Here is a 25713-nt window from a genome sequence, read left to right on the forward strand (position 1 = left end):
CTCTTGCTAGCCCTCGTCGTGGGCATGCTCGCGCTGGTTTGGGCCACCGTGGAGAACGTGGTGGCCGCGGCGCGGCGGGCGGTCGCGCGCAGCATCCGCTTATAGAAGCGGCGGGATCTGCGCGGCCGAAATCTGCCGGCGCACGCGGCTGGCCTGCCGTGCGCTCGAGCAGCTTTCGAGCGCACGCGCTCTCGGAGGCCACCCGAAAAGGGCTTAGCTGGTGCGAGCGACGCCACGACCCCTACGATCGAAGCTATGGCACTTCTCTACGACGCCGTCCTGCGGCCCTCCAAGTCTGAGCTCATCGCCGCGTGGGCTCCGACGCAAACGTGGTTTGTGGGCGATGTTGGGGCCGAGGTGGAGCGCGTCGCATCCTTCCGCTTCGACGATCCTGATGGAGGGGTCGGTATCGAAACCATCCTGGTGCGCTTTGGTACCGGGCCGCTGCTGCAGATTCCGCTGACCTATCGCGGCGCGCCACTCGAGGGCGGCGAGAATGAGCTCGTCGGCACTATGTCCCACTCCGTGCTCGGTGACCGCTGGGTCTACGACGCCACCGGCGACCCGGTCTATTTGGCGGTGGTCGCTGCCGCAGCCCTGACCGGCGGGCAGCAGGCCGACCAATTCACGCAAGGGAACGGTGAACTCATTCCGATCGCACCGACCGCTACCGTGCGCGGCAGCGGCACCCCCGGAACCCCCGTTCCGGAGCGTGCTGCGACCATCGACACCGTCTCGACGGCGGGCACCACGATCGCAACGGCAGGCGCCCTGCGCGTGACCGTCGTGCGGGTACTCGACGGCACATCTTCGGGGGCCCTCGCAACGGATGCCGCCACGGTATTGGGTACTTGGGTCGAGCAGTCCCAGCCCCAGTTGCTCCTGACAGTCGGGGTATCGCCGGACTAAGACGCGGGCCGTCTCACTGCATCCGGGGTTCCAGGACGATTGTTGCCACGTTCTCCACCAGCGGATGCCGATGGTCGCCGGCCCGGACGATTCCCTTCTCCCACCGAATGGTGAGGCCGGCGGAGGTGTCGTCGAGGCTCGCCAGACAGTTGTCGAACCAGGGCCCCTTGATGCCGGCCCAGCGGAACGGCGGCGACGCGACTCCAGCGGAACGAGCCAGCCGGGCACTCAGTCGCGTGGCGATGCCGTAGGCGAGTACGGCGGAGAACGATCGCATGGCCATGGGGAGCGGATTACGAATCGGCGAGCAGACGGCCTGCACGATGCGGCTCCCCGAGGTTCGCCCGACCTCGGAGACGGTGGAGTAGTGCACGTCGCCCGACAGGAACGTCACCGTATCGGGCGCCATCCCGCGTTGGCCGTCGGCCACCTCGGTGGCCATCCGTGCCACCTCGCGGAAGCTGCGCTGGAAGGCGCCCCAATGCTCCAGGTCGACCAGCTGACGCAGCCGTTCGCCGACCCGCGCGGCCGGCTTGCCCCAGGCTCCTTCGGAAATGGCTTCGTCCCAGGATTCCAGGTGGTGGAGGCCGGGCGGAAGCAGAAACGGCAGCGAGGTGCCGATCAAAAGGTGGCGGAAGCCGCCTCGCATCCGCTCATCGAGCCAGCCGATCTCGTCTTCGTCCAGAAGTGCCCGCCGGGCCGGGTCGAGTTCGCGGGCTGCGCGGGAGTCCACCACGATCAGCCGAACATCGCTGATGTCTCGACAATAACTCCATCGGTAGCTGGTGGGCTGCTGGTCACACCGTTCGGCAAATGCGTCGAGCGCGACGCTCAGGTCGAGTTCATCCGGGCCATCGTGGGCAGCGATCAGGCGCCAGATGTCATCGTCGGCTCGTTCGGCGGGTGACATATTGCCGAGATGCTGATAAACCCAGTAGGAGGCCAGCCCTGCGATGATCCTGCCCCGCCACCACGACGTCGCCTCCATCTGGCGCTTCCAGCTCTGCGAGGTATTCCAGTCGTCGCGAATGTCGTGGTCGTCGAAAATCATCGCGGTCGGCACTGTGGAGAGCAGCCAGCGGTTGGCCTCGTCCGACCAGGCCAGGCGATAGAGGTGCGCGTATTCCTCATAATCGGCCAGCTCTTTGCCGGGAGGCTTCGTGATATCACGCCGCGCCCTGATGAACTTTTGCATTTCCTCGGTAGTCAGGTCGGCATAAACCTGATCGCCCAGAAAGAGGATCAGATCCGGGCGCGGCACGTCGTTGTCGGGCGAGGCCAGGCGCAGAGCGCAGGCCCGCAGAGCGTCAACGCCGTGCGTTCGGTTGCCGTCCTCGTCATGGGGAACACTGGTGCGGCAGGATCCAAACGACATCCGAAGCGGATGCCCGCCGCCGAGCGTCGCGATGACCGCCGCCGGATACGAGGACTTCGAATCGGGCCAGACCGGACGTCCTTCGAACTCCACCGTGTACGGCAGGGTCGTGTTGGGGTGCAGACCGTCGACGTGCACGAGGGCGTAGTGGTGTGCATGCACGGCGAAGGTACGCGCCGCCCAGGAACGACCAGCCGCGGTGACCACGATCCGACCGGCATCCCGAGTCTCGAACCAGATGCTCGCCGAGACATTATCGACGTAGCGCATCATCGGTCCCAGAATCAGAGGTGAACTCGTCATGATTCAGTTGTACCGCTCCAGGAGCGGGTCGGCTACGCCCTGCGGCGGGTCGCGCGATATTGCCGACTCGTCGGGGCCGGTGATACGCGGATTCGTGGGGCGTCGCGGCGGTTATACATGGGGGCCTGCACGGCTGCGGAGAATATTGGCCTCAGTGCCGACAGCTGGCGTCTTGAGTCGATTCTGACGAAAATCTCCGCTGTTCTGCACGGCAGGTCGGGCAGTCCGGCGCCGTCTAGACTCGGCGCATGCCCCGCCTCGTTGTCGTTCTGCCGCTTACGCCGCTGCAGACCGGCGAGAGCTTCACCGTCGGGAGTTGGCCGCTGCACATTACCGTGCTCGCTCCCTTCAAAACGGATGCTGCGCCCAGCGAGATTGCGCAGGTCATCGCCGCGACGATGGCCGGGTTCCCGGCGCTGACGGTGTCCGTCGGGCCGGACGCCCTGTTTGGCCGCCGACACGATATTCCGGTGACACTCATTGACGACAACGCTTCGCTGACGAGACTGCACGACCGGCTGGTCGAAGCGCTGCTCCCGTTGGCCACAGCCCCGAACGAGCCGGCCTTCTCGGGACCGGAGTTTCGGGCGCACGTCACGGTCAAGCAGCATCGGCGGGTGCACGCGGGCGATGAGCTCGTACTGGCCCAGATCGCGCTCGTGGACATGGCGCCGCGCGCGGCAGCGAGCGGACGCACGGTGCTCGCGACATTGGACCTGGCTGGCTGAACTAGTCGGACGACCCAAGGCGGCACGGGCGGCGAGTACTCTCGAACTGTGCTGTCCCGCGATCTGATCCGTCTGTACCCCGAGCTCTACCACGTGGCCGCCGATGGCAGTTGGCCAGCCATCGAGCGCCACGGGCTGCTCAGTCCGGCCGCGCTCGTGACCCGCTGGGGAGTCAAACAGGGCGCGCCGCAGGTGGCAATTCTGGGCAAGCGGCGCGGTGAGTCACGCGTGCTCGAGCATGCGGAATTCGGGACCGCGGTCATCCGTCATCAAAAGGCGATTCACGAGCCGTCGCTGGAGGATGCCCTCGACGATATGACGCTCGCCGAGTGGTACGCCGCGCTGAACGACCGGGTGTTCTTTCACCTGCAGCCACGCTTTCTGCAGGAACTTCTGCAGGCCCGGTCGTATCGGGATGATGCCCACACCGTGATCACCCTGAGCACCAAGAGCCTGGTCGCGGCGCACGAAGACGAGATGGAGCTGAGCGCGATCAACTCCGGCTTCGCTCAGCGGCACAGCAAAGAGCCGCGCGGGCGCGACACCTTTCGGTCGATCGCGGACTATCAGCATCCGACTCGGTCGCACGCCGCGACCAAGGGGCAGGATGTCGCCGAACTCGCGATCCCGCGCGGCGTGCGCGACCTGCGTGACCACGTCGTGCGCGTCGAACGGATGCGCGAGGGCACCGTTCTCGAGCGCCTCGCCTAAATCTTGCGCCGTCATGGTGGCTAAATCAGGATCTCTGGGTCGATCAAGCAGGCGGTGGCCCGAAAACACCGGACACCAGGCTGCCGGTGGTCCCGATTTGCTGATCTAGCCACCAGCGCACCCTGCCTCAGGTCACAACTTCTGCAATTTGGAGGAGCGGCAGAAAAGTTGGGCGGAATTCGGCGCATCCACTTGCGGCCGACCACAATTTGCAGGAGTTATGCCGTCCGCGGCGCCAGCAGGGCCAGCCGCGGACGGCGCGCTGCATTCGGGTTAGGGGGCGGCGAGGTACTCGACGACGGAGACGATGACGGGCAGCGTCACGATCGCCAGCAGGCTGGCGCCCAAGGCGGCGGCGAGAACCGTGAACGTAGTGCGCCGGATGCCGGCCGCCGAAACCTCCTGTTCGAGCGCGGTGAAGCGTGCGTGCAGGTGGTCCGGCGCGCTCGTTCGCACCGGCGTGTGCCACGTGGTCGGGTCGTCAATGACCGCGGTCAGGGTCGCCTGCTGCTCCGCACTAAACTGCCGCGGGCGCCCCACCAGCCACCGGCGCAGCCTAGGCGAATCGATGACGGTCACGACGTCGGGCTTACGATTGAGCCGAATTTTGTGCGGGTTGACCAGCACGATCATCGGCTGAACCACGGCCGTTGCCGGCATTGCCCCGGCCAGCAGTGCCGTGATCTGAGTCGACTCGAACCGCGCATCGCGCAGGTAGGGCATGGTGTGATCACCGACCGGAATCGTGCGCACCGACCCGGTCAGGTCGTGATCCCAGCGGGTTTTGGAGCTCAGCGCGAAAATTCCGCCGGGCCCGACGACGAGGTGATCCACCCAGAACGCCGTATTGCGAATGGGCAGCGAGTGGAAGACGCTGTAGCCCTCGGGCAGCCGGGCGAGAATGTCGCCCACCACCATCTCGGCCTGCGCCGCGCGCAACCAGGCCAGGCCATTGGCATCGAGCGGGGAGAGACCGAGGGTGCGGGCTAGCCGGGAGCGCGGAGCGCGATCCTCTTGTTGCCGCAACAATTCTTCCACGAGGGATTGCCCGGCGAACCGCCCGGTGGCCGGTGACGGGTCAGAACCGGGCAGCATCGACACGGCTGGCGCCGCCAAAACCACTGGCGCCGGCTCGCTGTCGCCGGCGTGCACACCATTGCCCAGCGTTGCGTTGATCACGTTCTCGCCTCACCTCGGGCTTTCGCCCGATACCATTCTGTTGCCGCGGAGTCCCCGTTCAGGGGTAACAGTCGGCCGGCGCGCGACATTGGTTAGCAAATCGGAGTAATTCTCAGACCGGTTGAGGAAGTGGCGCGCGAGGCTGGCGCGGAGCATCCGCTTGTCAATATAGGGGTACGGCCCCGACCGGCGCCTCCCCCACTAAATAGGCCAAGGTCGGCTAGCCTGACAGTCACCCCACCGATTGGATTTGCCCCGTGAAACACCTGACTTTCAACGTTTGCGCCATCGCGGGCCTCGGTTTCAGCGGGCTGGCCGTGCTGCTGCTGGTGGGCAACCTGATCTCGGGCAATCAGTTCGTCGACTTCATTTTGCCGGCGGCCGTCGTTTCGCTCGTGATCGGCGGCGCGTTCTCGGTGCGGGCGCGCCTGCTCTCCGCGAAGGGGAACGGGCCCAAAAAGCGCTAATTCCGCACGGTACCGGGCCGCGGCAGGATAGACGGACGGATGCCCCAGGTCAGCGGGTTATCGATGGCGGCGGCCAGTTCCATGCGTTCGATCGGACGCAGCACCTGCGGCCGGGAAGCCAGCCAGTCGCCCAGAGCGCGCGCCCCGAGAACCGCTACCGGAGCAGGACGACCCGGCGCCGCCCAACTCTGCCCAGTTTGGCCCGGGGCCCAGAGCGCGCGGGCGCCGAGCACGACAACGACGGGCTGCACCGCTGTGCGCAGCGGTACCCGCCCGCGCAGCAGCGTGGTGAGTCGTTGCGCGCCAGCCTCGGCGGTGGCCAGGTCGGGGGCCCGACGCCCCGCGACGTGCACGGTCTGGCGATACACCCAGGCGATCCGCCCGTCGCAGAGCTGCGCGTGCAGCGCAAAAACGCCGCCGGGGCCGACGATGAGCCGCGCCGCGCTTGGGCCGTCGCCGGTCAGGGCAGGCGAGGTGAATGCCGCCCAATGTTCGGGCAGCGTCTCCAGAAAGGTGTCGACGGCCAGCTCGCTGCGGGCTCGTGCCAGCGCCAGGTCGGTGGGCGTGGGTTCGGGTCGGCGCGGGGCGCGATCGAGCAGCCAGGCCAGGCCGGGTGTTGATCGAAGCGCTCCGGTGCGATTCGATTCGGGCAATTCCGGGGGCGTCGCGAGACGCCGCCGCGTGGAGAGTATGTGAGTCATGAGTGCTCCTCGCCGGGTTCTATATCCTGCCAGTGCGGCCCCCGAAAGAAGACCCCCAGAATGGGTGCCTTTTTCATCAAACGGATGCCGCGGCCTGACCCGACGGCCGCGGCGCACGCCGTATATTCGAGGGGTCGTGCCTTTGCGGCCAGAAGGAGCACCATGGCCGTCCGTCGCCCGAAGAAGACTTTCGTGATCACGGCGGTGATCGTGGCCGCCCTCGCGGCGATTCTGGTGGGAACGTCGCTCGCGGGGACATCCGTTTCACCGGATCTGGCCGACACCGGAAGTTCCGCAAGTGCGACGCCATCAACGCATGCCACTGCCGAACCGGCCACCGCACAGCCAGCGCCCACGTCCGACTCCGCAGCCCTCTCCGTGCTCGCAACCCTGCCGGTAAAGGGTCGCGCGCCGAAAACCGGCTATGACCGCACGGAAAGCTTCGGATCAGCCTGGCAAGACGTCGACCAGAACGGATGCGACACCCGCAACGACGTCCTGGCCCGCGACCTGACCGTGCTCGTCATTGCGGGCGGCTGCGAGGTGCAGAGCGGAACCCTGGTCGGGCCGTTCACGGGCCTGACCATCGATTTTGTGCGGGGCCAGGCGACCTCCTCGCTCGTGCAGATCGACCACCTCGTTGCCCTGTCGAATGCCTGGCAGACCGGGGCTCAGCAACTGTCGCAGGAGCAGCGGGTGGCGTTGGCGAACGATCCGCTCAATCTGCTCGCCGTCGACGGCGTGACCAATTCGCGCAAGGGAGACGGCGACGCGGCCACCTGGCTGCCGCCGCTGAAAAGCTACCGGTGCACCTACGTGGCCCGGCAAATCTCGGTGAAGGCGACCTACGCGCTGTGGGTGACCGCGGCCGAGCGCGACGCGATGACGCGCATCCTCTCGGACTGCCCCGACGAGCTCGCGAGTACCGGTGAGCCTGCAGTCGTCACGCCGGACGAGGTTTATTTTCAGAACTGCACCGCAGCTCGGGAGGCCGGCGCGGCGCCGGTGCACTCCGGCGAACCCGGCTATGGCAGCCACCTCGACCGCGACGGTGACGGAACCGGCTGCGAATAGTCGCGGGCTAGGCGCGTGCCAGGGGTAGCGTCAGGGCGAAGCGCGCACCCGTCGCGACCGGTTCGAGGCACTCGAGCGTACCGCCGTGCGCGCGGGCGAGGGCCCGGGCGATCGACAGGCCGAGGCCGGAGCCGCCGCGATTGCTGGCCCGTGACGGGTCGAGGCGCACGAACCGTTCGAAGATGCGCTCGCGGTCTGGCGCGGGAACGCCGGCGCCGGAGTCGTTGACTTCCAGCCGGGCGGTGCCATCAACGATTGCCAGGCTGGTGCGGATGCTGCCACCCGGCTCGGTCGCAGTGCGCGCGTTCCCGAGCAGGTTGGTCACGATCTGCGCCAGGCGCTGGGCGTCACCGCTCACCCAAACCTCGGCCGCGACCGCGAGGTCGAATTCGCGGCTGGCCCCGAGCATCCGCTGCTCGGCAACGACGTCGCGGGTGAGCGCGGACAGGTCGAGCGGTTCGAAGGCCGCGCCCTCATCGCCCTGGTCCAGCCGGGTCATCAGCAGCAGGTCATCGACCAGTCGGGCAGCCCGCTGGGTCTGCTGAATCATGCCGACCGTGAGGCTCTCGCGCTCAGCGCGGGCCGGGTTGTCGCGCAGCAGCGTTTCAGCGCTGGCCTGCAGGCCGGCCACCGGGGTGCGCAGTTCGTGCGAGACATCGGCGAGAAGCCGGCGCATCCGTTCCTCGGCGGCAGCCGCGACCTGCGCGGCATCACGGGCCGTAATTTCTGCGGCCTGCGCATCGGCCGCGGCCTGGCGAGAGGTGTTTTCGGCGGTTTCGAGCGCCTGCAGCATGTCGTCGAAGGCGCCGGCGGTGCGCCCGATCTCGGTGCGCGGATTGCTCGGGCGCAGCCGGCCGCCGCGCCCGCCCTGGGTGATGGCGAGCGCGAGCTCGGTCATGCGGGTCAGTGGTCGCAGCGCCACCCCGACCACACCGGTCAGTAGCAGCCCGGTGACGACAATCGTGAGCGCACCGGCGACGACCTCGATCGTGCGCAGCTGGGCCAGGGCCGCGTCGATGCCGGCCTCACTCGAGCTGAGGGTGAGGGTTCCGCCGGCCACGGTCTGGGTGACCGAGAGGCGGTCACCACTCTGGGTGACGACGGCGCCGGGCACGGTCTCGGCGTGCGGCGGAGCGCCAGGGCCGCGGTCGCCGCGGGGAGTGGGATCGGTGCGGCCGTAGACGGTGTCGCCGCCGACCGAGTAGGTCACGGTGACGTCATCGCCGGTCAGCCGGTTGGCCAGGCTCTGCGCCGCCAGACCTTCCTCGGCCAGAATCTGCGCGTAGCCGGCCCGGTCGATCAAGCGCTGCTGCAGGTCGGCCCGCAGCTGACCGCCGAGCACGACGTTGATCAGAATACCGACCGTGACCAGCACAATCGTGAGCATCGCCAGAACAGCGGCGACGACTCGCAATCGTAGGGACGTGGTCCGCATGAGGGGTGCTTTCTAATGGGAGCGGGAGATAAACGGATGTCGCGAGCAAACGGCATCCGCTGGCCGAGACGAGCCGGTCAGCCCGTGAGGCGGTAGCCGATTCCGCGCACGGTGTGGATGAGGCGCGGACCGTTGGCGTCGAGTTTGCGGCGCAGGGTACTCACGTAGGCCTCGACCAGGTTGGGGTCGTAGTCGTCGTAGCCCCAGACCTGGGTGAGGATCTGGGTTTTGGAGAGGGTGCGGCCGCGGTTGTGCACGAGGTAGGTGAGCAGGCGTCGTTCGGTCGCGGTGAGGTCGATCAGCTGGCCGGCCCGGGTGGCTGTGGCGGCCTCCTCATCGACGACGAGGTCGGCGACCTGCATGGTCGGTGAGACCAGGCGGCCGGTGCGGCGGAGCACGGCGGTGACGCGGGCAACAAGCTCGGCCAGCACGAACGGTTTCATGATGTAGTCGTCGGCACCGGCCTCAAAGGCGGCGAGCCGGTCATCGACCGCGTCGCGGGCGGTCACGAACAACACCGGGGTGTTGCCGGCCGCCCGTAGCCGCTGGGCCAGGTGCAGGCCGTTTTCACCGGGCAGCATAATGTCGAGCACCGCGGCATCCGGTCGAAAGCGGGCGATGCGTTCAGCGAAATTCGTGCCGTCTGGCGCGGTATCGACCACGAACCCGGCCTGAGTGAGGGCCTGGCCGATCGCGGTGCGCAGCACGTCTTCATCTTCGACGACGAGGACGCGGGCAGGTTCGGTGGGCACGGTTTAACAGTGCGGGGCCAAGCTGAGCGTTTGCTATGCGCCGGCTGACCGTTTGGCGGCGTGGGGCGGGATTCAGTTCGTCTTCAGATTCGCGCCAGAAGCTGAAAACAGATCCCCCACTCACTTCAGTTCGTCAGGAGACAGTATGACCCGCACCAACGATTCCCAGCCCACCGATCCCGCCGACGGTGCCGACGGTGCCGACGACACCGTCGAGCCCCGCACCACGCCCGACGCCTTGGACACCAGCGCGGACACGACAGACACCAAGAAGACAGATACTGCCCAGTCCAGCACCGATACCGCCGCGACCGAGGCCTTCGACGCGCAGTCGGACCTGCCGTACGACGCGCAGCAGACCCTGCCCTTTGACTCCAACGCGACTGTGCCCCTAACTGGAACGCCGGTCGACGCGAACGCGACGGTTCCGTTCGCGGCAGCCTCAACCGGCTACGCCGCCCCGAGCGCGCCCTTCGATCCCGCCGCGCCGAAGCCCCACGCCTGGTACCGCAAGCCGGTCGCTGTCGGCGGAATCGCCGCCGCGGTCATCATCCTCGGTGGCGCCGGAATCGGCTTCGGCATTGCCGCGAATTCCGGTTCGAACGCCGAGCTTGCGTCGAACAATTCCAGCATTTCCGATGGCCCCGGCCACGGTGGCTCCGACTCTGACGGCGGCCCGGGGTCGTCCACCGGAAGGGCCGCCCTCGGCGCTTCCGGTCCGAGCATCTCGGGCACCGTGCTGACCGTGTCGGGCGACACCATCACGATCACCGACAACGACGGGTTCGTGCGCACGATCAACGTTACCGACGACACCGAGTACGGCGACGGGCTTGCGGCCGACCTCGAAGATGGCACCGAAATTCGCGCCACCGGAACGGTCAATGACGATGACACGAGCCTCGATGCGACGTCGATCACCACGGCCTCGGCGGGCCATGGCATCGACGGCGGTATGGGTGATCCCGGCATCGGTGGTCCCGGCATGGGCAGCGGTCACGGCGGCCCCCGTGGAGCGGATGCGGGCACCAGCGTCACCCCGCCGACCGACGGCACCGCACCCGTCGCCCCGACCGACACCCCGAGCACGCCCGCCGCGTAACCGCTCACCGATTTGCGCCGCTCGGCGGCCCTCTACCGGGCCGCTGAGCGGTTTCTATTGCCGCCGGGCGGGCAGCTTCAGCCTGGGAATTGAGCCTCCTGACCGGCGACCAGTGAATAGGCCATGGCTTGCCCCCTCACGTTAGGGGGTGTACATTCTTTCGCTTATGCTGAACCCAGCAACTTGGGCACGGCCGTTCGGTCTCCGGCTTCTGGGGGCACCGACGCAAGGCACTGCACCATGAACAAGAAGAATATTCTCATCGCCACCGCCGCTGGCGTGGTTCTGCTCCTCGGCGGCGCTGGCATTGCCCTCGCCGTGAGCGACAACGACAACGACGGCCCCCTCACCGGTGAGACCCTCGACCGCGCCAGCAACGCCGCCCTGGCCGAGGTCGGCCCCGGCACCGTGACGAACGCCGACCGCAACGACGACGGCGGAAGCGCCTACGACCTCGAGGTACGTCTGGACGACGGCACGACCGTCGACGTTGAGCTCAATGACGCCTTCGACGTGGTTTGGGTCGGCGATTACGACACCGACGACAGCAACTCATCCCCGTCGAGCGCCGCCCCGAGCGCTTCCGCAAGCGCCACTCCGAGTGCCACGGCCGACACCAGCTCCGCCGACCAGGCCGCCAGCGACCGTGCCAGCGCGGAGGCCGCAGCCCTCGCCGCGATCGGCAGCGGTCGCGTCACCGACTTCGACCGCGATGACGACTGGGACCACCTCTACGAGGTTGAGGTCACCCTCGACAACGGCGATGACCGCGACGTCGACCTCGACGCCAACTTCGTCGTCGTGAGCATCGACGACGTTCTGCAGTAAGTCCCCTCTTCTGTGCAGCGCTGAGCGAATTCGCTCAGCGCTTCACGCGTTTAAGGGGTCAGCGCTCGACCAGAATGCCGTCCTCGTCGCAGTACACCGTGCGCCCGGGGGTGAAGACGACGCCGGCAATCTCGACGACGGCATCCGCTACCCCCGAACCGGTCTTGGAACTCTTGCGGGGGTTGCTGCCGAGGGCCTTGACTCCGAGGTCGAGGGCTCCGATGGCGACCCGGTCGCGCACGGCGCCGTTAATGATCGCGCCAGACCAGCCGTTCGCCACGGCGAGGTCGGCGATCATGTCGCCCATGAGCGCCGAGCCCAGCGAACCACCCCCGTCGATGACGAGCACGGCGCCGTCGCCCGGCGTGGACAGAATCGACTTGAGCAGCGCATTGTCCTCGAAGCAGGTGACCGTGCGAATCGGGCCGCTGAACCGGGCCCGCCCGCCGATCGTCTGAAACTGCAGGGGTACGGATTGCAGCTCGTCGCCACGTTCGTCGTACAAATCGGCGGTCAACACGGTCATTGTTCCTCCAGGGTTTCGTTGCTTACAGAGTAGGCCCCGGTCAGGCGTGCGCGTCCGCCGAGCTACATGACGCTGTCGAGGAATGCCTTGGTGCGCGGATTCTGCGGATGGTCGAGCACGCTCGCTGGCGGCCCGCTCTCCACGACGACCCCGCCGTCCATGAACACGACCTCGTCGGCGGCACCGCGGGCGAAGCCGATCTCGTGGGTGACCACGACCATCGTCATGCCATCGGCGGCGAGCGCCCGCATCACATCGAGCACATCACCGACCAGCTCCGGGTCGAGCGCGCTCGTCGGCTCATCGAACAACAACAGCTTCGGATCCATGGCCAGGGCGCGGGCGATCGCGACGCGCTGCTGCTGCCCGCCTGAGAGTTGCGCGGGGTACGACTGCGCCAGGTCTGCGAGTCCGACCCGGTCGAGCAGCTCCCGGCCGCGAGCCAGGGCGGCCGGCTTGGCCAGCCCGCGCACCCCGATCGGCGCCGCCGTGATGTTCTCGAGGGCGGTCATATGCGGGAACAGATTGAATCGTTGGAACACCATGCCGATGCCGCCGCGCTGCTTGGCGACCTCGCGCCGGTTCATCTCGAAGATGCGGCCGTGTCTGGCCGCATAGCCGATGAGTTCGCCGTCGACGGAGATGCGGCCGCCGTCGATGCGCTCGAGATGGTTGATGCAGCGCAGAAACGTGCTCTTGCCGGAGCCCGATGGCCCGAGCAGGCACATCACCTGCCCGGCCGCGACCTCGAGCGAGATGCCCTTGAGTACCTCGACACCACCGAAACTCTTGCGAACCTTGCGCGCGCTCAACAAGGGTGCAGAAACGGATGCCGTCGGTGCGGCTGTTGGGACGCGCGTATCGGTCATGGGGCATCCGCTCTCGGTGTGGTCGGGCGGGGCGTTGGGCGCAGGACCCCCCAGACCCGTCCGAGTGGGGTCGGCGGCAGCGTGCGCGCGTTGCCGCGGCCGTAGTGGCGTTCCAGGTAGTACTGCGGAATCGACAGCACCGAGGTGAGAAACAGATACCAGCAGCTGACGACGACGAGCAGTTCGACCTGGCGCAGGTTCTGCGAGGAGATCTGGGTGGCGACCGTGTACACCTCGAGTACCGCGATCACCGAGAGCAGCGAGGTGTTCTTGAGCATCGAGATGGTCTCGTTGCCCATCGGCGGAATAATCACCCGCATCGCCTGTGGCAACACAACCTTGAACAAGGTGAAGGTGGGGCTCATACCGACCGAGTAGGCGGCCTCGTACTGGCCTTCGTCGACCGAGAGCATTCCGGCACGCACTATTTCGGCCGAGTACGCGGCCTGGTTGAGGGTGAGCGCGAGGAGCCCCGCGACAAAGGCCGGAATCAGCGTGTTCGTATCGACCGAGAACAGGCTGAAGTCGGTGAACGGAATTCCGAGCGTGATCTGCGCATAGAGCAGCCCGAGGTAGCCCCAGAATACGATTTGAATCAGCAGCGGCGTGCCGCGAAAAGCCCAGACGTACAGCCAGGACAGCGCGTTCATCACCGGGTTATTGGAGAGCCGCATGACGGCCAGCAGCACGGCGAGCACCGTCGACACGACCATCGACACGACGGTGAGCACGAGCGTGAGTACGACGCCGTCGAGAATGCGCCGGTCGAAGATGAACTCGTTGATGGTCGGATGGTTCACATTGTCGTTCTGCCACAGCGACACGGCGACTCCGGCGAACGCGAGCAGGAGCAGCACCGCGATGACCCAACGCCACGGATGCCGCAGTGGCACCGCGTCGATGTCGTCAGGGTCACGCGCCACTGGGGCTCGCGGGTTGCGCGGGTCCGGATCGCGAGAGTCTCTTTCGCGGGTGGCCACGGCGCGTTGGTTCGGCATCAGGTCACGACCCGAGGTTGAAGCCGGCCTCGTCGAGCCCGTAGTTGGTGAGGTCGTACTTGGCCAGAATCTCGGCGTAGGTGCCGTCGGCGATGGTCGCGACCAGGGCGAGACGGATGGCCTCGCTGAGTTCGCTGTTCTCCTTGAGAATGCCGATTCCGCTGTAGACCGGGCTGTACCCGTTCGGGTTGGCCTCGTCGGTGACGACCTCGAACATCTCACCGTCACCGGCGGTTTGCGCGGTGTAGGCGGCGACGGCGGAGTCGACGACCTCGGCAACGGCCCGGCCGGACCGCACTGCGGTTTGCACCTCAGTCTCGCCGGGCAATTCGGAGATGATCACCGGGCCGGGGCCGGCCGCGGTGCACTCGTCGTCGTAGCCGCGCAGAATATCCGCCTGCACGGTTGCCTTGGGAACGGCGACCTCCTTGCCGCACAGATCGAGCACCCCGGTGATGTTCTCGGGGTTGCCGGCGAGCACGAGAATCGAGAATCCGGCGTGGAAGTAGTCGACAAAGTCGAGGGTGCCCTGCCGTTCCTTGGTGTCGTTCATGCCCGACATGATCACGTCGTTCTTGCCGGCCTGCAGCGACGGAATCGCGGTCGCGAAGGCCTGCTTCTGCAGTTCGAACCGCACGCCGAGCTTCACTCCGAGGGCGGCCGCGAGGTCATGGTCGAAACCGGTGATGTTCTGCTCGGCGTCGTACATTTCCATCGGTGGGTAGGGAATGTCAGATGCCGCCCGAATGATTCCCGCTTCCTTGAACGACTCCGGCAGGGCCGCGGAGGCCGCTGGGTCGACGTCACCGGTGACCGCGGCGGGCTCGACGCTGCTGTCAACGGTGGCGGAGCATCCGCTGAGGGCGAGCGCAGCGACCAGGCCGAGCACCGGCCAGGCCAGTCGGCGCGAGATGCGGGTTTCGAGCTTCACGTGCAGGGTCATGACGGTCTCCTGTTGTTGGGTACGGCTAGAAACGGATGCTGGCGGTGCTGGCGGTGACGCTGGCCAGCACGTCGGGCAATACCTCAACGCCGATGCCGGGCCCGGTGGGCACCCGCAGGTTCCCGTTCTCGAGCTCGAACGGCGCGGTGAGATCCTGCGCGAAGTACCGGTTCGAGGCCGAGGTATCCCCCGGCAGCACGAAGTTCGGCAGCGCGGCGAGGGCCACGTTCGCGGCCCGACCGACGCCGGTTTCGAGCATGCCGCCACACCAGACCGGCACGCCGTGTGCCGCTGCGACATCGTGAATGCGCCGAGCTTCAAGGTAGCCGCCGACTCGGGCGGGCTTGACGTTGATAATGCTGCAGGCACCGAGGGTGATCGCCGTTGCGGCGTCTCTGGCCGATTCGATCGACTCGTCGAGGCAGATCGGCGTGGAGATGAGCTTGGCCAGATTGGCGTGGCCGAGCATGTCGTCCTCCTTCATCGGCTGTTCCATCAGCAGCAGGTCGAAGGGGTCGAGCAGGGCGAGGTGGCGGGCATCGGCGAGGGTGTACGCGGTGTTGGCGTCGACCTGCAGCAGAATGTCTGGCCCGAAGCGTTCGCGCACCGCGCGCACCGGGGCGAGGTCCCAACCCGGTTCGATTTTGAGTTTGATGCGCAGGTAGCCTTCGGCGAGGTAACCGGCGACCGCGTCAAGCAGCTCGGGGATTGAGTCCATGATGCCGACGGAGACGCCGGCCGGCACGGTGTCCCGTACGGCGCCGAGGTAGCCGCCGAAGGACACCCCGGTGGTCTTGAGCTGCGCGTCGAGAATGGCCGTTTCGAGGACGGCCTTGCTCATCATGTGGCCCTTGACCGGTTCGAGCGCCGGGGCAACCAATTCGGCTGTGAGCCGGTTGCCGAGCGCCTGCAGCCGGGGCACAAGATGGTCGCGAATGACCAGGTCGCTCGCGTCCAGAAATTCGGAGCTGTAGAGGGGGTGGGCGTCGGCGGCGCACTCGGCCCAGCCCTCGGCATCCGCTGTGATGACACGTACCAGCGTCACTTCACGCTCGGTCGACGTGCCGAACGAGGTACGGAACGGCCGCACCAGCGGCAGGTGTACGCGGCGTAGCTCGATGGTCTCGATTTTCATGCTGTTCCTCCTGGTGCGAGTCGGTACCAGCCGTCACGGCTGACCCCACGGGCTATATGCCCCGAAGCGAATACGTCGGTAAAAATAGAACGGATGCTGCGCCGCCACTCGGCCGCGAGCGGCGGGTTTTGCGCGCGCAGTGCCACAATGTCGGTCGGAACCCGGCACCACAGGGCGCCAGCTTCCATTACGAGCACGGGGTCGCCGTCGGGTCCTACTCTGAGCACATCGCTCGGGCTGTAGGAGGGGCCTTCGATCGGGGCCTGGCGGTTCTCGCTGCAGGCAGTCGATTCCGCGCTCGTGAGCGGCCAGACCGCGACCAGGCGGTCACTCTCGTCGTTCGCGTTCATCTCGCCCTGCATCGGGCCGTAAAAGTCGACGGCGTACTCGCTCGCCGAGGCGCCGAGTTTGGTGAGGTTGAAGCGCGCGTTGCGGCTGACCAGGGGGTCGAAGGTCCAGGTCATTTCGGTCAGGTCGCGCGCCAGACCCCAGGCCCGCTGGTGCTGCTTCAGGGCGAAGCCCACGCCGCGGTCGCTGATTCCGGGCAGAACCCCGGCAATAAGGGAGTACATCGACGCGGACTTCGGACTAACGATGGCCGCAGCGGCGCCCACGAGGCGGCCGGTCTGGTCGCGGGCCGCCGTAACGTTGCAGCCGGCGTGGCTAATGCTGCGTAAGAGTTCGGAGGGGATGGCGCTCTCGCCGGGCGGCAGCAGCCAGACCGTATTGAACAGCTGCTCGACCTCGAGAAAGCCAGCCAGGCTGGCCTCGTCACTCACCCGCACCCCGGCCGATTCGGCGGCGACCCGGGCCGCCTGCTGGGCCTGGTCCGTGAGTGCGGCGAGGGGCCGGTGCGGGGACATCTGCCCAGTGTGGTCGGGTCGCAGCCTCCGATCTTTAGCGAGCAGCACCAAGAAAGAGCATAGTTATGGTCGTCTAGCACAAAGCGGATGGGTATGGTGAACGAATGACTACCCTGGGATTGCCGGTCGGTGACCTGTTCGCGCTGGCAAATGCGATCGCCGCGATGGTCGGAGGCGCGACCGCGATCGAAGACCTGCAGACTCGGGTCCTCGCGTATTCCACGCTGCCAGACCAGCCGATCGATGACACCAGGCGCGACGGTATTCTGGGCCGTCAGGTGCCCGACCTCCCCGATAACGCAGAGGCCTACGCCGCACTGTTTCGGGCGTCCGGCGCGGTTCGGCTACCCGGGGCGATGACACCGAGCCTGCCCGGCGAACCCGCCGTGCCGGTGGGGCTGGCCCGACTGGCGGTCGCCGTGCGGGCCGGCGCCGAGCCCCTTGGGTCGATCTGGGTCGTCGACGTCACCGGTTCGCTCGACGATGCTGCCGCCACCGAGCTTGAACGCGCCGCAGCCATCGCGGCGCTGCATATTCTGCGCGCCCGCAGCGCGGCCGACCTGGCTCGGGCGCAACGCGCTGTGCTCCTGCGCCGGCTGCTCGACGGCGATGCGGATGCCCGACTCGTCGCCGCTCAGCTCGGCCTCGACTTGGCCGGCCCGTTCGTGGCTCTGGCCTTTCAACCGCAGTTCGGCCCCGCGGGCGACGAGCTGCGCCTGAACCGGCTGGTTGATCTGGTGGCGATGGCCTGCGAAGCGCACCAGAGCGGCACGGAGTGTGTGGCCATCGGTACCACGGTCTATGCCCTTTTTTTCGGCGGTCAGCTCGACGACACGCAACTGATCGGCATCGAGGCGATGGCAGCACGGTTGGTGACCCGGGCTACGGGAGCGATGCGGATCGTGCTGCGGGCATCCGTTGGGTCGCGGGTGACCGGTGTCGACACGATCAGCCGGTCGCGGCGGGACGCAGATTTGGTCCTCCTGTTGACGGACCATTCAGCCGGTACCGGCCAGGTCGTCAGCGCGCGGAACGTCGGCAGCCGATTGAGTCTGCTCGAACTCGGGCAGGTTCTTCGGGATACCCCGCGGCTCCTTTCGGCACAGGCGCAGGCGGTGCTCAACCTCGATGCCCGCTCCGGCACCGAGTATGCCGCAACCCTGCGCAGCTACCTCGACTGCGGGCGAGACTCGGCCAGAACGGCCACCTTGCTGTCGGTGCACCAGAACACGCTGCGCTACCGACTGCGGCGGGTGCAGGAACTGTTCGGCATCGACCTCGACAACGCCGACGACACACTCATGCTGTGGCTGAGCCTGCGGGTGGGCGACTAGCTGTGCGGAGCAGAATAGTCCCGTGATACGTAAACGAGTGCTGGCCCACGGCGAAGTTCAGGGCGTCGGATTTCGGTACCACGCTACTGCCCAGGCCCGGCATCTGGGACTCGTCGGATATTGCCGCAACCGCCCGGACGGAACGGTGGAACTCGAGATAGAGGGCCGGGAGGCATCCGTTTCGCGCATGCTGCGCTGGCTCGAAACCGGCCCGCGATATGCCGTCGTCACGGCGCTCGACGTGAGCGACATCGCCGCGACCGGCGCAAGGGACTTTCAGATCACCGACTAGGGTCAAAACGCCCCCAACGCTGGCGTAGCGTTGCATTATGACCGCGCGCGAAAGCCCCGCCGGGGGACGCCAATGACGACGCGCACAGCGTTCGCTCTGGCGCGCCTCGGCCTGGCCGCAACCGGAATATTCGCTCTGAGCGGCTATTTCTACTACACACTCGGTGTCGCAACCTTTGCCATCGCGAATTTCTTCAGCTATTTCACCGTGCAAAGCGCCATCGCAGCGGTCGCCGTGATCGTCACGGCAGCCATCGTGGCCCTGCGGCGACCGACCGACCCGGCCTGGGTCGACATGCTGCGCGCCATGGTAACGACCTACATTCTGGTCTCCGGAGTGGTCTATGGAATCATCGTCTGGCAGTCTTCCAGCGCCAATTATTCAATCGAGGTGCCGTGGTCGAGCCAGCTGCTGCACTTCGTCATTCCGGCCTGCGCCCTGATCGACTGGATGGTCGACCCGTTCAAGGCTCGCCTGCCGTGGAAATATCTCGGCTGGGCCATCGTGTTTCCGGTGTTCTGGCTGGTGTTCACGCTCATTCGCGGGCCGATCGTCGGCTGGTATCCCTACTTCTTCCTCGACGCCCGGCAGGTCAGCGGCCCCGGTGAGACCGTGTTCTACTGTCTGATCATCGTGGCAATCATCACCGGAATCGCAGCGTTGCTCACCTGGATTACCCGATTGAAGCGGATGCCGCGGCACCTGCTGCCGCCGTGGGGTTCGTCGCTCTGAGCCGCGCGCCTATTCGTCAGAAACTGCCGCGTCGGGAACGGCCAGGAACGGCTCGAGCGCGGTGAGCGCCGCGGAGAGAAACTCGTCGTCATCGAGCTCGGACAGCCGAGTGGCGTTCTCGGCGGCCACGACCCCCATGAGAATGGGCTCCCCGGTGAGCGGCATCATGTTCACCCAGACCGGAAAATCGGCGTCTTCGCCGACGATGGTCCAGAGCCGGGCCTCGGTGTCCCAGAACGGCTCGTCGAAGCGCAGCCAGACCTTGTCCAGTACCCCCATGCCCAGGGCAGCAATGGCACCGCGATGCGCGAAGGGCAGCGCCGGCGAAAATTCGATCGCGGCAGTCTGCAACACGCCAAGCGGCACCGTGAGAATGACCCGGTCGGCCGAGAGCGACTCGCCGGTGCCGAGGCGCAGACTCACGCCACCGTCGTCGTGGGCGACCCGGTTGACCACGCTCGATAGCAATAGCTCCAGACCGTCGGCGTCACTTTTCAGCAGAGTAAAATAGCCGCCGATCACGATCTGGTCGTCGTCGGCGCTACCGATGTCGGTGGTGTACCAGGCGGACTGCTGACTCGGTGTTGCCCCGGTTTCAACCTTGAGTTTCGTAGCGATCTCGTACTCGAGCCAGTCGGCATCCGACAGGCCGTCGGCGTTGCGCGTGCTCGAAAGTTTCGCTTCACCCGAATCGATCAGGGCACGTTCAACCGAGACATCCTGCTGCTGATCCGCTGCCCAGTCGAGGGCACCGGCGACAGCCTCAGCGCCCAGCGTCGACACCTCGACGACGGCCCCGGCCCGGGTGCGCACCTCCGGGGTGCGCACGAACGGCAGCAGGCTGACCCCGAGCGTGGTCAGTTCATCGTCGAGAAAATTGTCAGAAGTGCGGTGCACAAAGGAGGGCCCACGTTCGATCGGAAAGGGCCAGTCGCTGCTGACGGTGTCGATGCGCCCACCGATGCGGTCGCGCGCCTCGATCACGACGACGTCGTAGCCGGCATTGACGAGTTGGCGGGCCGCTGTGATGCCGGCAATCCCGGCGCCGACGATGGTGATGCGTTCGCCGGGAGCCGCGACATCCTGCACCCGTCCGGCCGCCAGCAGACCAGAAGCGCGGGCGCCCTGCACAGTGCCGGGCTCGTCCACTGCTGTGGCTTCACCGGCGAAAAACACCCGGGCATCGACGGCCTGACCGAGCGCAACGCGGTGTTCCGGGGTGGCCCCAACGGCGGCGTAGCTGAAGGATCCGCGCGAGAAGGGGTCGGTCGACCAGTTGGTGCGGGAGACGGCGAGCGGCTGAGGAACCAGTGAGGGCGTGAGCGTGCTGGGCACAACGGATGGCGTCGGCACCGGCGTCTGCTCCGGCTCCACGCACGCCGCAAGCGCCAGGACTGAAAACCCCGACGCCGTGCCGAGCAGAAAAGTGCGCCGCTTCACGATCGGTCCAGCCCAGAACGGTCAGTCAGTCCGGCGCCAGTCATGATTCCAAACTACCGCAGACCGTCACTATTGTGGCTGCTGCTCCCGCCGGCGCTGGCCGGCTTCGGCGGTTTCCTGGCCCTGCGCCGGGCCACCCGAAGAACTCGGGCCATCGGCCCCGCCTCACGTTCCGGCCCGGGGGCTAATTCAGGAAATCCGGCCGGGCCAGGTCCGGGCACCCCGTGGTTTCGCGGTCGCGCGGGCTCGTCCGACCGGGATCTCCTGATTCAGCCACCACAAACCGGTGTGACGGGGGCCGGGCGAGCAGCTAGACGGGTTCCGGTCCGGTCAGGAAGCCGTCGACGAGCAGGGCGCGCACCTTGGGCAGCAGTTCGGCGGCAAGCGCTGGCTCGTCGGCGTCGAGCAGCTGGGCGAGCGCGCCGATGATGGCACCGACCGCGAGGTCGCCGTCGCAGGCACCGACCAATCCGGCCAGGGCTGTGTCGAGCGGCACCGAGCGGCCGAATCCGCTGCCCTGGTGCAGGGTCATCAGCGTCGGATCCGACTGGCCGGGCCAGTAGTGGCGCTCTTCGGTGACGTCGGAGGCCACGGTGAGGTTCGTGCGCAACAGGCGCGCATCATCCGTTGCCGCCTGCCAGTCGTGCGCGGCGAGACACTCGGCGAGGTGCGCGCCGAGCCCGGCCGGGTTATGGCCCAGGGCATCGGGCAGCCGTTCGAGGCGACGCAGGCCGGGAGCGGTGCCCAGGGTGGATGCGGCATCCGGCAGGCGCAGCAGCAGGTAGCCGAAGCCGACCCGGCCCACTCCGCGCGCCTCGAAGTCGTTCAGCCAGGCGTTGTACAGCCGGTCGAAGTCGGGACCGGGGCGGGTGCCGCCGTCGCGGATCCAGGTCTCGGCGTACTCGCCCGGCGTCTGCACCTCGCGCTCAATGATCCACGCGTCGAGGGCACCCGGCGTGAGCCAGCGCTCGAGTCGTTCGAAGGCATCCGTTTCATCGTGGTATTCCCAGTTGCCGAGCAGCTGCACGACGCCGCCGGGGGTGAGATGGTCGGCGGCCCCGCGCACGACGGCCTCGACCAGGGCGTCGCCGACCATTCCGCCGTCCCGATACTCGTAGCTCGGCACACCCTCGGCGCGCGGCGTGATCACGAACGGCGGGTTCGAGATAATGTGATCGAACCGCTCCCCCGCCACCGGCTCGAACAGGCTGCCAAAGCGAAACTCGATATTGTCGATCTCGTTGAGCTCGGCGTTCAGCGCCGCAAGCTCGAGCGCCCGCACCGAAATGTCGGTCGCGACGACCTGCTCGGCGTGCCGCGAGGCGTGCATGGCCTGGATTCCGCAGCCGGTTCCGATGTCGAGCACCCGCTCCACCGCCGTCGGCATCATGAGTCCGCTGAGGGTGCGCGAGGCTCCGCCGATGCCGAGAACGTGCGTTTCGCCCAGCGGATGCCCGAGCGCCAGCTCCCCCAGATCGCTCACGATCCACCAGCTGCCGGCGCCGTGCGCGTCGATGAAGCTGTACGGGCGCAGGTCGACGAGCGGGCATACGTCGGCCGAACCGTCCGCCGCCACGAGCCCGAGCTCCGCGGCGCCGACCGCCCCGAGCGTCGGAAGCGCGGCGTCGAGGTCGGCTCGCGGCACTGCGTCACCGAGCAGGAACAACCGGGCGAGGGTCGCGGCGGGCTCGTTCCGGCCGAGCTTCGCGGCGAGCGCGGCGAGCGCCCGCTGGGCCGGAACCCGCTGATTGCGGCGGAGGGCAGCATCCGCTTCAATGCCCCACAATCCGGTCAGGCCGGGAACCGAGAAGTGGGCGGCGGCGAGGTCGGTGCGGAGGCGGGGAACGAGAGTTGCAGAAGTCACCCGTCTATTCAACTCGATCTGCGGCCCACGCCCGAACGTCAGGCCGGTGAATCTGCGCCCCGCTGAGCGGAGCCGGCATGTCGTGCATTAGACCGGCGACCTACCCGTCAGGTCACAGCCAGCGCATCGTGAACGCGCGGGCGACGAGTTCGTTGGCCGGCGGCAGGGTGAGCGAACGCACGAGGGCGTTGCGGGCGCCGAGCCGCAGGCCATGGGCTGGCCGGCCCATATTCATATTGAATCCGGCCTGCACGGCCGCGCGGTGAGCGGCACTCCGGCGGGACCGGTCGTAACCACCCAGAACGGATGCCGCCACCGCCGGCTCCAGCAGCGCCCGCTGCAGCGCCGGCGCGAGCGCAACGGCGTCGAGCCAGCCCAGGTTCATTCCCTGCCCGCCGATCGGACTAATCTGATGCGCGGCGTCGCCGACCAGCACGATGCGGCCCGCCTGCATGCGTCCTGCAAGCCGCTGCTGCACGCCGAAGGCGCTCGCTGCCCCAAGCGGTTCGGCCACCCTGACGTCGGTTCGATGACGGACGAGCGCGGCCAGGTCGGCGCTGTCGGCTTCCGTGGCGAGAAAATCGGTCATCGCCACCCAGCGGCGCCGGCCGCCGGGCAGTGGAAAGGACTCCACCACGCCGCCGCGCTCGAAATAGAGCACCGCACCGGTGTCGCCCGGATCGGGGTCGGCGAAGTCGCCCATGAGATAGGTTTCGCTGCGGCCGAGCTGCCGCCAGGCGATGCCGGCCGCCGCCCGCACCCGGCTGCGGGCGCCGTCCGCGCCAATCACATAGCGCGCCTCGATTGGGCCGGCGTCGGTCGAGAGCACGACGGCATCGCCGCGATCGTGCACTCCGGTCACCGTCACACCGCTGCGATACTGCCCCGGCCTGAGCTGGTCGAACCGGGCGCGCAACAGGGCCTCCGTCTCGTATTGCGGCACCGCGACCACGAATGGATATTCCGGCGCTGCCCGCTCGAACGACAGCTGCCCGAGCCTGCGGCCGTCGCAGCGCACCTCCCCCTGGTGAATGCGTACCGCCCGGTCGAGCAGGGCGTCGGCGACACCGATAGAGGCGAGGGCGCGCAGCGACGGCGGGTGGATGCCGATCGCCCGCGAGCGCAGCGACGGCAGCTCGCGCTGCTCGACCACCTCAACATCGAGCCCGCCGACGGCGAGCACACAGGCGAGCATCGTACCGACCGGCCCGCCACCGACGATGACAACGTCACGCATCCGCTGCTTCCCAGCCCAGCACGAGCCGCGACGGCCTGCCGCGCGACACGGTCCATCCGACCGGAACCGCGGCCCGCAGCTCGACGGCGGTGTAGCTGCGTTGAATCGAGGTGAGCCCGTCCGGCCGAATATAGGAGTGTCGAAAGAACGGCCAGGTAGCCGCCGCGAACCCGAGATAGGCGAAGTTCGAGCGTTCGAGATCGGCGTGCAGCACCCGACGCCGCGCGAGCGATTCGGAGTCCACGAGCAGCCCCTTGAGCTCGTCGACGCTCAGGTGGTGCAGCACATGGTTGGAGACCACGAAGTCATAGTGCTCGCCCTCCGCGACAAGATCCGAGCTCAGCGCCCGCCGAAAAGTCAGCCCGGCAATCTTCGGTTGCGACGTCGCGAACACGTGCGCGCGGGCATCCGGGTCGATGCCGGTCACTCTCAGCCGCAGGCCGTCACGCACCGCCCAGCCGGCCAGCGCCCGCGACACATCGCCGCCGCCCGATCCGACATCGAGCAGCGTCAGTTCGGTCGTGGTTGACAGGGCGGGGCGGATGCTGCGGCGATAGATCCCCCACCAGCCCGAGACGACCGCATTGACCACGCGAAAATCCTGATAGGTGCGGGTGAGCATGGTCGGGTCACAGAGCGGGGAATCCATGATCTCCACCGCGTCGTGCGCGCGCGCGCGCAGGGAGGGAAGGGCCATTCAGCCCTCGATCACGGTCATCAGGCCGGACTCCACGGTGAGTCCGGGTCCGAACGCCATGGCGCAGACCCGCTCGCCGTCGGCCGTGGCCGGACCGTCCAGAATGGCCTTCATCACGAACAAAATGGTCGCGCTGCTCATATTGCCGTTGGTGCGCAGCGTCTGGCGCGAAGGCAGCAGCTGGTCGGGGCGCAGCTCGAGCTTCGCCTCGGTCTTGTCGAGAATGCTGCGGCCGCCGGGGTGGATCGCCCAATGCTCGATCACCGAACTGAGCGAGGCGGGGGGCGCGAGGGTGAGCACTGCCGCGCCCAGAGTCGAGCCGACGGCATCCGCTTCGAGGGAAGCAGTGGCTGCGAGCTGCCCGGTGATCGACACATCGCGGGCGAACAGTGGGGCGAGCGCGCCCTCGATGTGCTCGTCGATGATGTGCGGAACGTAGGTGCTCAGAATCATCTCGAAGCCCTCGTCGCCGATTTTCCAGGCCATGTCGCCCTCGCCGACCGGCGTGATCACCGTTTCGAACAGGTCGAGGCCCAAGGCCTTCTCGCCCGCGAGCGGGGCCCGCGCGCTGACGATGCCGGCGGCCGCGCCGTCGGAGAAGAGCGAGGAGGCAACGATGGTATCTGGATCGCTCGAGGTACGCAGGTGCAGCGAGCAGAGTTCGGCGCTGACCACCAGCACGACCGCGTTCGGGTCGGCCTCAACGAACTGCTTCGCGGTGCGGAGGGCCGGCATCGCTGCGTAGCAGCCCATGAATCCCAGGTGGTAGCGCTGCGTGCTGGCGTTCAGGCCAAGCTCCCGCACGAGCATATAGTCGGGGCCGGGCGCGTAGAACCCGGTGCAGGAAACGGTGACAACGTGCGTTATGTCTTCGGGACGAATGTCGCCGCAGGCGGCGAGCGCCCGGCGGCCGGCCTCGACGAACAGTTTGGTGGCCTCTTCGATGTAGAGCTCGTTGCGCACCCGGGTGCTCGGCATGAGCAGCAGCTGTTTGTGCGCGTCGAAGAACTGCGGTTCGATCGAATCGTTGTCGAGGGTCAGCTCGGCGATCACGGTATGTCGCGTCTCGATACCTGACACGTTGAAACTGGTGCTGACCAGCCGTTGAGCTAGTCGGCTGAGTCCGGGCTGGGCGGCGAAGATATCGCGCACCTGCTCCTGGATCAGAATCGTCGGGGGTACTACGGTCTGGAGCGCTCTCAGCGTGACGGCCATGAGT

Annotated in this window: 26 protein-coding genes; 10 read left to right on the top strand and 16 right to left on the bottom strand. The window is 67.3% G+C overall.

Going from position 1 to position 25713, the window contains the following annotated elements:
• Positions 1–255 precede the first annotated feature (255 nt).
• Positions 256–909, top strand: a complete 654-nt coding sequence (locus tag E3T43_RS17200; RefSeq protein WP_134473301.1) for a hypothetical protein — start codon at positions 256–258, stop codon at positions 907–909.
• Positions 910–922: 13 nt separating this feature from the next.
• Here the strand turns inward: E3T43_RS17200 and E3T43_RS17205 are convergent, their stop codons facing one another.
• Positions 923–2587, bottom strand: coding sequence for an alkaline phosphatase D family protein (locus tag E3T43_RS17205; RefSeq protein ID WP_134473302.1), 1665 nt, complete (start codon positions 2585–2587; stop codon positions 923–925).
• A gap of 248 nt (positions 2588–2835) precedes the next feature.
• Here E3T43_RS17205 and E3T43_RS17210 point away from each other — a divergent pair, with 248 nt between their 5' ends.
• On the top strand, positions 2836–3315 hold the full coding sequence (locus E3T43_RS17210; RefSeq protein WP_134473303.1) for a 2'-5' RNA ligase family protein: 480 nt from the start codon (positions 2836–2838) through the stop codon (positions 3313–3315).
• A gap of 48 nt (positions 3316–3363) precedes the next feature.
• Positions 3364–4026: a hypothetical protein gene (locus E3T43_RS17215; protein WP_134473304.1), complete on the top strand. Its 663-nt coding sequence runs from the start codon at positions 3364–3366 to the stop codon at positions 4024–4026.
• A 273-nt stretch (positions 4027–4299) separates the two neighbouring features.
• Here the strand turns inward: E3T43_RS17215 and E3T43_RS17220 are convergent, their stop codons facing one another.
• Positions 4300–5205: a nuclease-related domain-containing protein gene (locus E3T43_RS17220; RefSeq protein WP_134473305.1), complete on the bottom strand. Its 906-nt coding sequence runs from the start codon at positions 5203–5205 to the stop codon at positions 4300–4302.
• A 257-nt stretch (positions 5206–5462) separates the two neighbouring features.
• On the opposite strand from E3T43_RS17220, the gene E3T43_RS17225 reads away from it, so the two are divergent.
• Entirely contained in the window at positions 5463–5672 is a 210-nt protein-coding gene (locus E3T43_RS17225) for a hypothetical protein (RefSeq protein WP_104133285.1), read from the top strand.
• Here the strand turns inward: E3T43_RS17225 and E3T43_RS17230 are convergent.
• Positions 5669–6373, bottom strand: a complete 705-nt coding sequence (locus E3T43_RS17230; RefSeq protein ID WP_134473306.1) for a hypothetical protein — start codon at positions 6371–6373, stop codon at positions 5669–5671. The genes E3T43_RS17225 and E3T43_RS17230 overlap by 4 nt on opposite strands.
• 162 nt (positions 6374–6535) lie before the next feature.
• On the opposite strand from E3T43_RS17230, the gene E3T43_RS17235 reads away from it, so the two are divergent.
• Entirely contained in the window at positions 6536–7447 is a 912-nt protein-coding gene (locus E3T43_RS17235) for a DUF1524 domain-containing protein (RefSeq protein WP_134473307.1), read from the top strand.
• A 7-nt stretch (positions 7448–7454) separates the two neighbouring features.
• On the opposite strand, the gene E3T43_RS17240 is transcribed toward E3T43_RS17235, so the two are convergent.
• Both E3T43_RS17240 and E3T43_RS17245 read right to left on the bottom strand, forming a co-directional pair.
• Positions 7455–8882 carry a cell wall metabolism sensor histidine kinase WalK gene (locus tag E3T43_RS17240; protein WP_134473308.1) on the bottom strand — a complete coding sequence of 476 codons (1428 nt, stop codon included), beginning with the start codon at positions 8880–8882 and terminating at the stop codon, positions 7455–7457.
• 77 nt (positions 8883–8959) lie between these two features.
• Positions 8960–9634 (bottom strand): response regulator transcription factor, encoded by a 675-nt coding sequence (locus E3T43_RS17245; protein ID WP_134473309.1) that lies wholly within the window; start codon positions 9632–9634, stop codon positions 8960–8962.
• Positions 9635–9779: 145 nt separating this feature from the next.
• On the opposite strand from E3T43_RS17245, the gene E3T43_RS17250 reads away from it, so the two are divergent.
• Together E3T43_RS17250 and E3T43_RS17255 are read left to right on the top strand one after the other, a co-directional pair.
• The gene (locus E3T43_RS17250) at positions 9780–10736 is read left to right on the top strand and encodes a hypothetical protein (protein ID WP_134473310.1); all 957 of its coding nucleotides are present in this window, start codon (positions 9780–9782) and stop codon (positions 10734–10736) included.
• Positions 10737–10976: 240 nt separating this feature from the next.
• Positions 10977–11564 carry a PepSY domain-containing protein gene (locus E3T43_RS17255; protein ID WP_166789478.1) on the top strand — a complete coding sequence of 196 codons (588 nt, stop codon included), beginning with the start codon at positions 10977–10979 and terminating at the stop codon, positions 11562–11564.
• 58 nt (positions 11565–11622) lie between these two features.
• Here the strand turns inward: E3T43_RS17255 and rraA are convergent, their stop codons facing one another.
• The 6 genes from rraA to E3T43_RS17285 all read right to left on the bottom strand — a co-directional run bounded on the left by rraA (position 11623) and on the right by E3T43_RS17285 (position 16898).
• Positions 11623–12090, bottom strand: coding sequence for a ribonuclease E activity regulator RraA (gene rraA / locus E3T43_RS17260; protein ID WP_092448877.1), 468 nt, complete (start codon positions 12088–12090; stop codon positions 11623–11625).
• A gap of 62 nt (positions 12091–12152) precedes the next feature.
• A complete protein-coding gene (locus tag E3T43_RS17265; RefSeq protein ID WP_206750279.1) occupies positions 12153–12959 on the bottom strand; it encodes an amino acid ABC transporter ATP-binding protein in 807 nt (268 codons plus the stop codon).
• Positions 12956–13957: an amino acid ABC transporter permease gene (locus E3T43_RS17270; RefSeq protein WP_134473312.1), complete on the bottom strand. Its 1002-nt coding sequence runs from the start codon at positions 13955–13957 to the stop codon at positions 12956–12958. The genes E3T43_RS17265 and E3T43_RS17270 overlap by 4 nt, the downstream gene beginning before the upstream one ends.
• 4 nt (positions 13958–13961) lie before the next feature.
• Positions 13962–14900 carry an ABC transporter substrate-binding protein gene (locus E3T43_RS17275; protein ID WP_134473313.1) on the bottom strand — a complete coding sequence of 313 codons (939 nt, stop codon included), beginning with the start codon at positions 14898–14900 and terminating at the stop codon, positions 13962–13964.
• A 25-nt stretch (positions 14901–14925) separates the two neighbouring features.
• On the bottom strand, positions 14926–16035 hold the full coding sequence (gene menC, locus E3T43_RS17280; RefSeq protein WP_134473314.1) for an o-succinylbenzoate synthase: 1110 nt from the start codon (positions 16033–16035) through the stop codon (positions 14926–14928).
• Positions 16032–16898, bottom strand: coding sequence for a chorismate synthase (locus tag E3T43_RS17285; protein ID WP_134473315.1), 867 nt, complete (start codon positions 16896–16898; stop codon positions 16032–16034). Before E3T43_RS17285 ends, menC begins: the two co-directional genes overlap by 4 nt.
• Before the next feature lie 104 nt (positions 16899–17002).
• Here E3T43_RS17285 and E3T43_RS17290 point away from each other — a divergent pair, with 104 nt between their 5' ends.
• From E3T43_RS17290 to E3T43_RS17300, 3 genes are all read left to right on the top strand, one after another.
• On the top strand, positions 17003–18232 hold the full coding sequence (locus E3T43_RS17290; RefSeq protein ID WP_134473316.1) for a CdaR family transcriptional regulator: 1230 nt from the start codon (positions 17003–17005) through the stop codon (positions 18230–18232).
• A 22-nt stretch (positions 18233–18254) separates the two neighbouring features.
• On the top strand, positions 18255–18524 hold the full coding sequence (locus tag E3T43_RS17295; protein WP_134473317.1) for an acylphosphatase: 270 nt from the start codon (positions 18255–18257) through the stop codon (positions 18522–18524).
• A gap of 72 nt (positions 18525–18596) precedes the next feature.
• Positions 18597–19256, top strand: coding sequence for a Pr6Pr family membrane protein (locus tag E3T43_RS17300; RefSeq protein ID WP_134473318.1), 660 nt, complete (start codon positions 18597–18599; stop codon positions 19254–19256).
• A gap of 9 nt (positions 19257–19265) precedes the next feature.
• Here E3T43_RS17300 and E3T43_RS17305 read toward each other — a convergent pair whose 3' ends face one another.
• From E3T43_RS17305 to E3T43_RS17325, 5 genes are all read right to left on the bottom strand, one after another.
• The gene (locus E3T43_RS17305; RefSeq protein WP_134473319.1) at positions 19266–20696 is read right to left on the bottom strand and encodes a flavin monoamine oxidase family protein; all 1431 of its coding nucleotides are present in this window, start codon (positions 20694–20696) and stop codon (positions 19266–19268) included.
• 310 nt (positions 20697–21006) lie between these two features.
• Positions 21007–22560: a methyltransferase gene (locus E3T43_RS17310; protein ID WP_134473320.1), complete on the bottom strand. Its 1554-nt coding sequence runs from the start codon at positions 22558–22560 to the stop codon at positions 21007–21009.
• Positions 22561–22672: 112 nt separating this feature from the next.
• Positions 22673–23797, bottom strand: a complete 1125-nt coding sequence (locus tag E3T43_RS17315; RefSeq protein ID WP_134473321.1) for an NAD(P)/FAD-dependent oxidoreductase — start codon at positions 23795–23797, stop codon at positions 22673–22675.
• On the bottom strand, positions 23790–24494 hold the full coding sequence (locus E3T43_RS17320) for a class I SAM-dependent methyltransferase (RefSeq protein ID WP_134473322.1): 705 nt from the start codon (positions 24492–24494) through the stop codon (positions 23790–23792). The genes E3T43_RS17315 and E3T43_RS17320 overlap by 8 nt, the downstream gene beginning before the upstream one ends.
• Positions 24495–25709: a type III polyketide synthase gene (locus E3T43_RS17325; protein ID WP_134473323.1), complete on the bottom strand. Its 1215-nt coding sequence runs from the start codon at positions 25707–25709 to the stop codon at positions 24495–24497.
• Positions 25710–25713 lie beyond the last annotated feature (4 nt).

The organism is Cryobacterium sp. Hh7, assembly GCF_004403155.1.
In the GTDB taxonomy this organism is placed as follows: domain Bacteria; phylum Actinomycetota; class Actinomycetes; order Actinomycetales; family Microbacteriaceae; genus Cryobacterium; species Cryobacterium levicorallinum.

Excerpts from the sequence above, each read along its gene's own strand:
- E3T43_RS17255 (WP_166789478.1), top strand. The coding sequence starts at position 10,977 with ATGAACAAGAAGAATATTCTCATCGCCACCGCCGCTGGCGTGGTTCTG.
- E3T43_RS17300 (WP_134473318.1), top strand. The coding sequence starts at position 18,597 with ATGACGACGCGCACAGCGTTCGCTCTGGCGCGCCTCGGCCTGGCCGCA.
- E3T43_RS17270 (WP_134473312.1), bottom strand. The coding sequence starts at position 13,957 with ATGCCGAACCAACGCGCCGTGGCCACCCGCGAAAGAGACTCTCGCGAT.
- E3T43_RS17240 (WP_134473308.1), bottom strand. The coding sequence starts at position 8,882 with ATGCGGACCACGTCCCTACGATTGCGAGTCGTCGCCGCTGTTCTGGCG.
- menC (WP_134473314.1), bottom strand. The coding sequence starts at position 16,035 with ATGAAAATCGAGACCATCGAGCTACGCCGCGTACACCTGCCGCTGGTG.
- E3T43_RS17290 (WP_134473316.1), top strand. The coding sequence starts at position 17,003 with ATGACTACCCTGGGATTGCCGGTCGGTGACCTGTTCGCGCTGGCAAAT.
- E3T43_RS17320 (WP_134473322.1), bottom strand. The coding sequence starts at position 24,494 with ATGGCCCTTCCCTCCCTGCGCGCGCGCGCGCACGACGCGGTGGAGATC.
- E3T43_RS17265 (WP_206750279.1), bottom strand. The coding sequence starts at position 12,959 with ATGACCGATACGCGCGTCCCAACAGCCGCACCGACGGCATCCGTTTCT.
- E3T43_RS17205 (WP_134473302.1), bottom strand. The coding sequence starts at position 2,587 with ATGACGAGTTCACCTCTGATTCTGGGACCGATGATGCGCTACGTCGAT.
- E3T43_RS17250 (WP_134473310.1), top strand. The coding sequence starts at position 9,780 with ATGACCCGCACCAACGATTCCCAGCCCACCGATCCCGCCGACGGTGCC.
- E3T43_RS17230 (WP_134473306.1), bottom strand. The coding sequence starts at position 6,373 with ATGACTCACATACTCTCCACGCGGCGGCGTCTCGCGACGCCCCCGGAA.
- E3T43_RS17315 (WP_134473321.1), bottom strand. The coding sequence starts at position 23,797 with ATGCGTGACGTTGTCATCGTCGGTGGCGGGCCGGTCGGTACGATGCTC.
- E3T43_RS17285 (WP_134473315.1), bottom strand. The coding sequence starts at position 16,898 with ATGTCCCCGCACCGGCCCCTCGCCGCACTCACGGACCAGGCCCAGCAG.
- E3T43_RS17200 (WP_134473301.1), top strand. The coding sequence starts at position 256 with ATGGCACTTCTCTACGACGCCGTCCTGCGGCCCTCCAAGTCTGAGCTC.
- E3T43_RS17235 (WP_134473307.1), top strand. The coding sequence starts at position 6,536 with ATGGCCGTCCGTCGCCCGAAGAAGACTTTCGTGATCACGGCGGTGATC.
- rraA (WP_092448877.1), bottom strand. The coding sequence starts at position 12,090 with ATGACCGTGTTGACCGCCGATTTGTACGACGAACGTGGCGACGAGCTG.
- E3T43_RS17325 (WP_134473323.1), bottom strand. The coding sequence starts at position 25,709 with ATGGCCGTCACGCTGAGAGCGCTCCAGACCGTAGTACCCCCGACGATT.
- E3T43_RS17210 (WP_134473303.1), top strand. The coding sequence starts at position 2,836 with ATGCCCCGCCTCGTTGTCGTTCTGCCGCTTACGCCGCTGCAGACCGGC.
- E3T43_RS17275 (WP_134473313.1), bottom strand. The coding sequence starts at position 14,900 with ATGACCCTGCACGTGAAGCTCGAAACCCGCATCTCGCGCCGACTGGCC.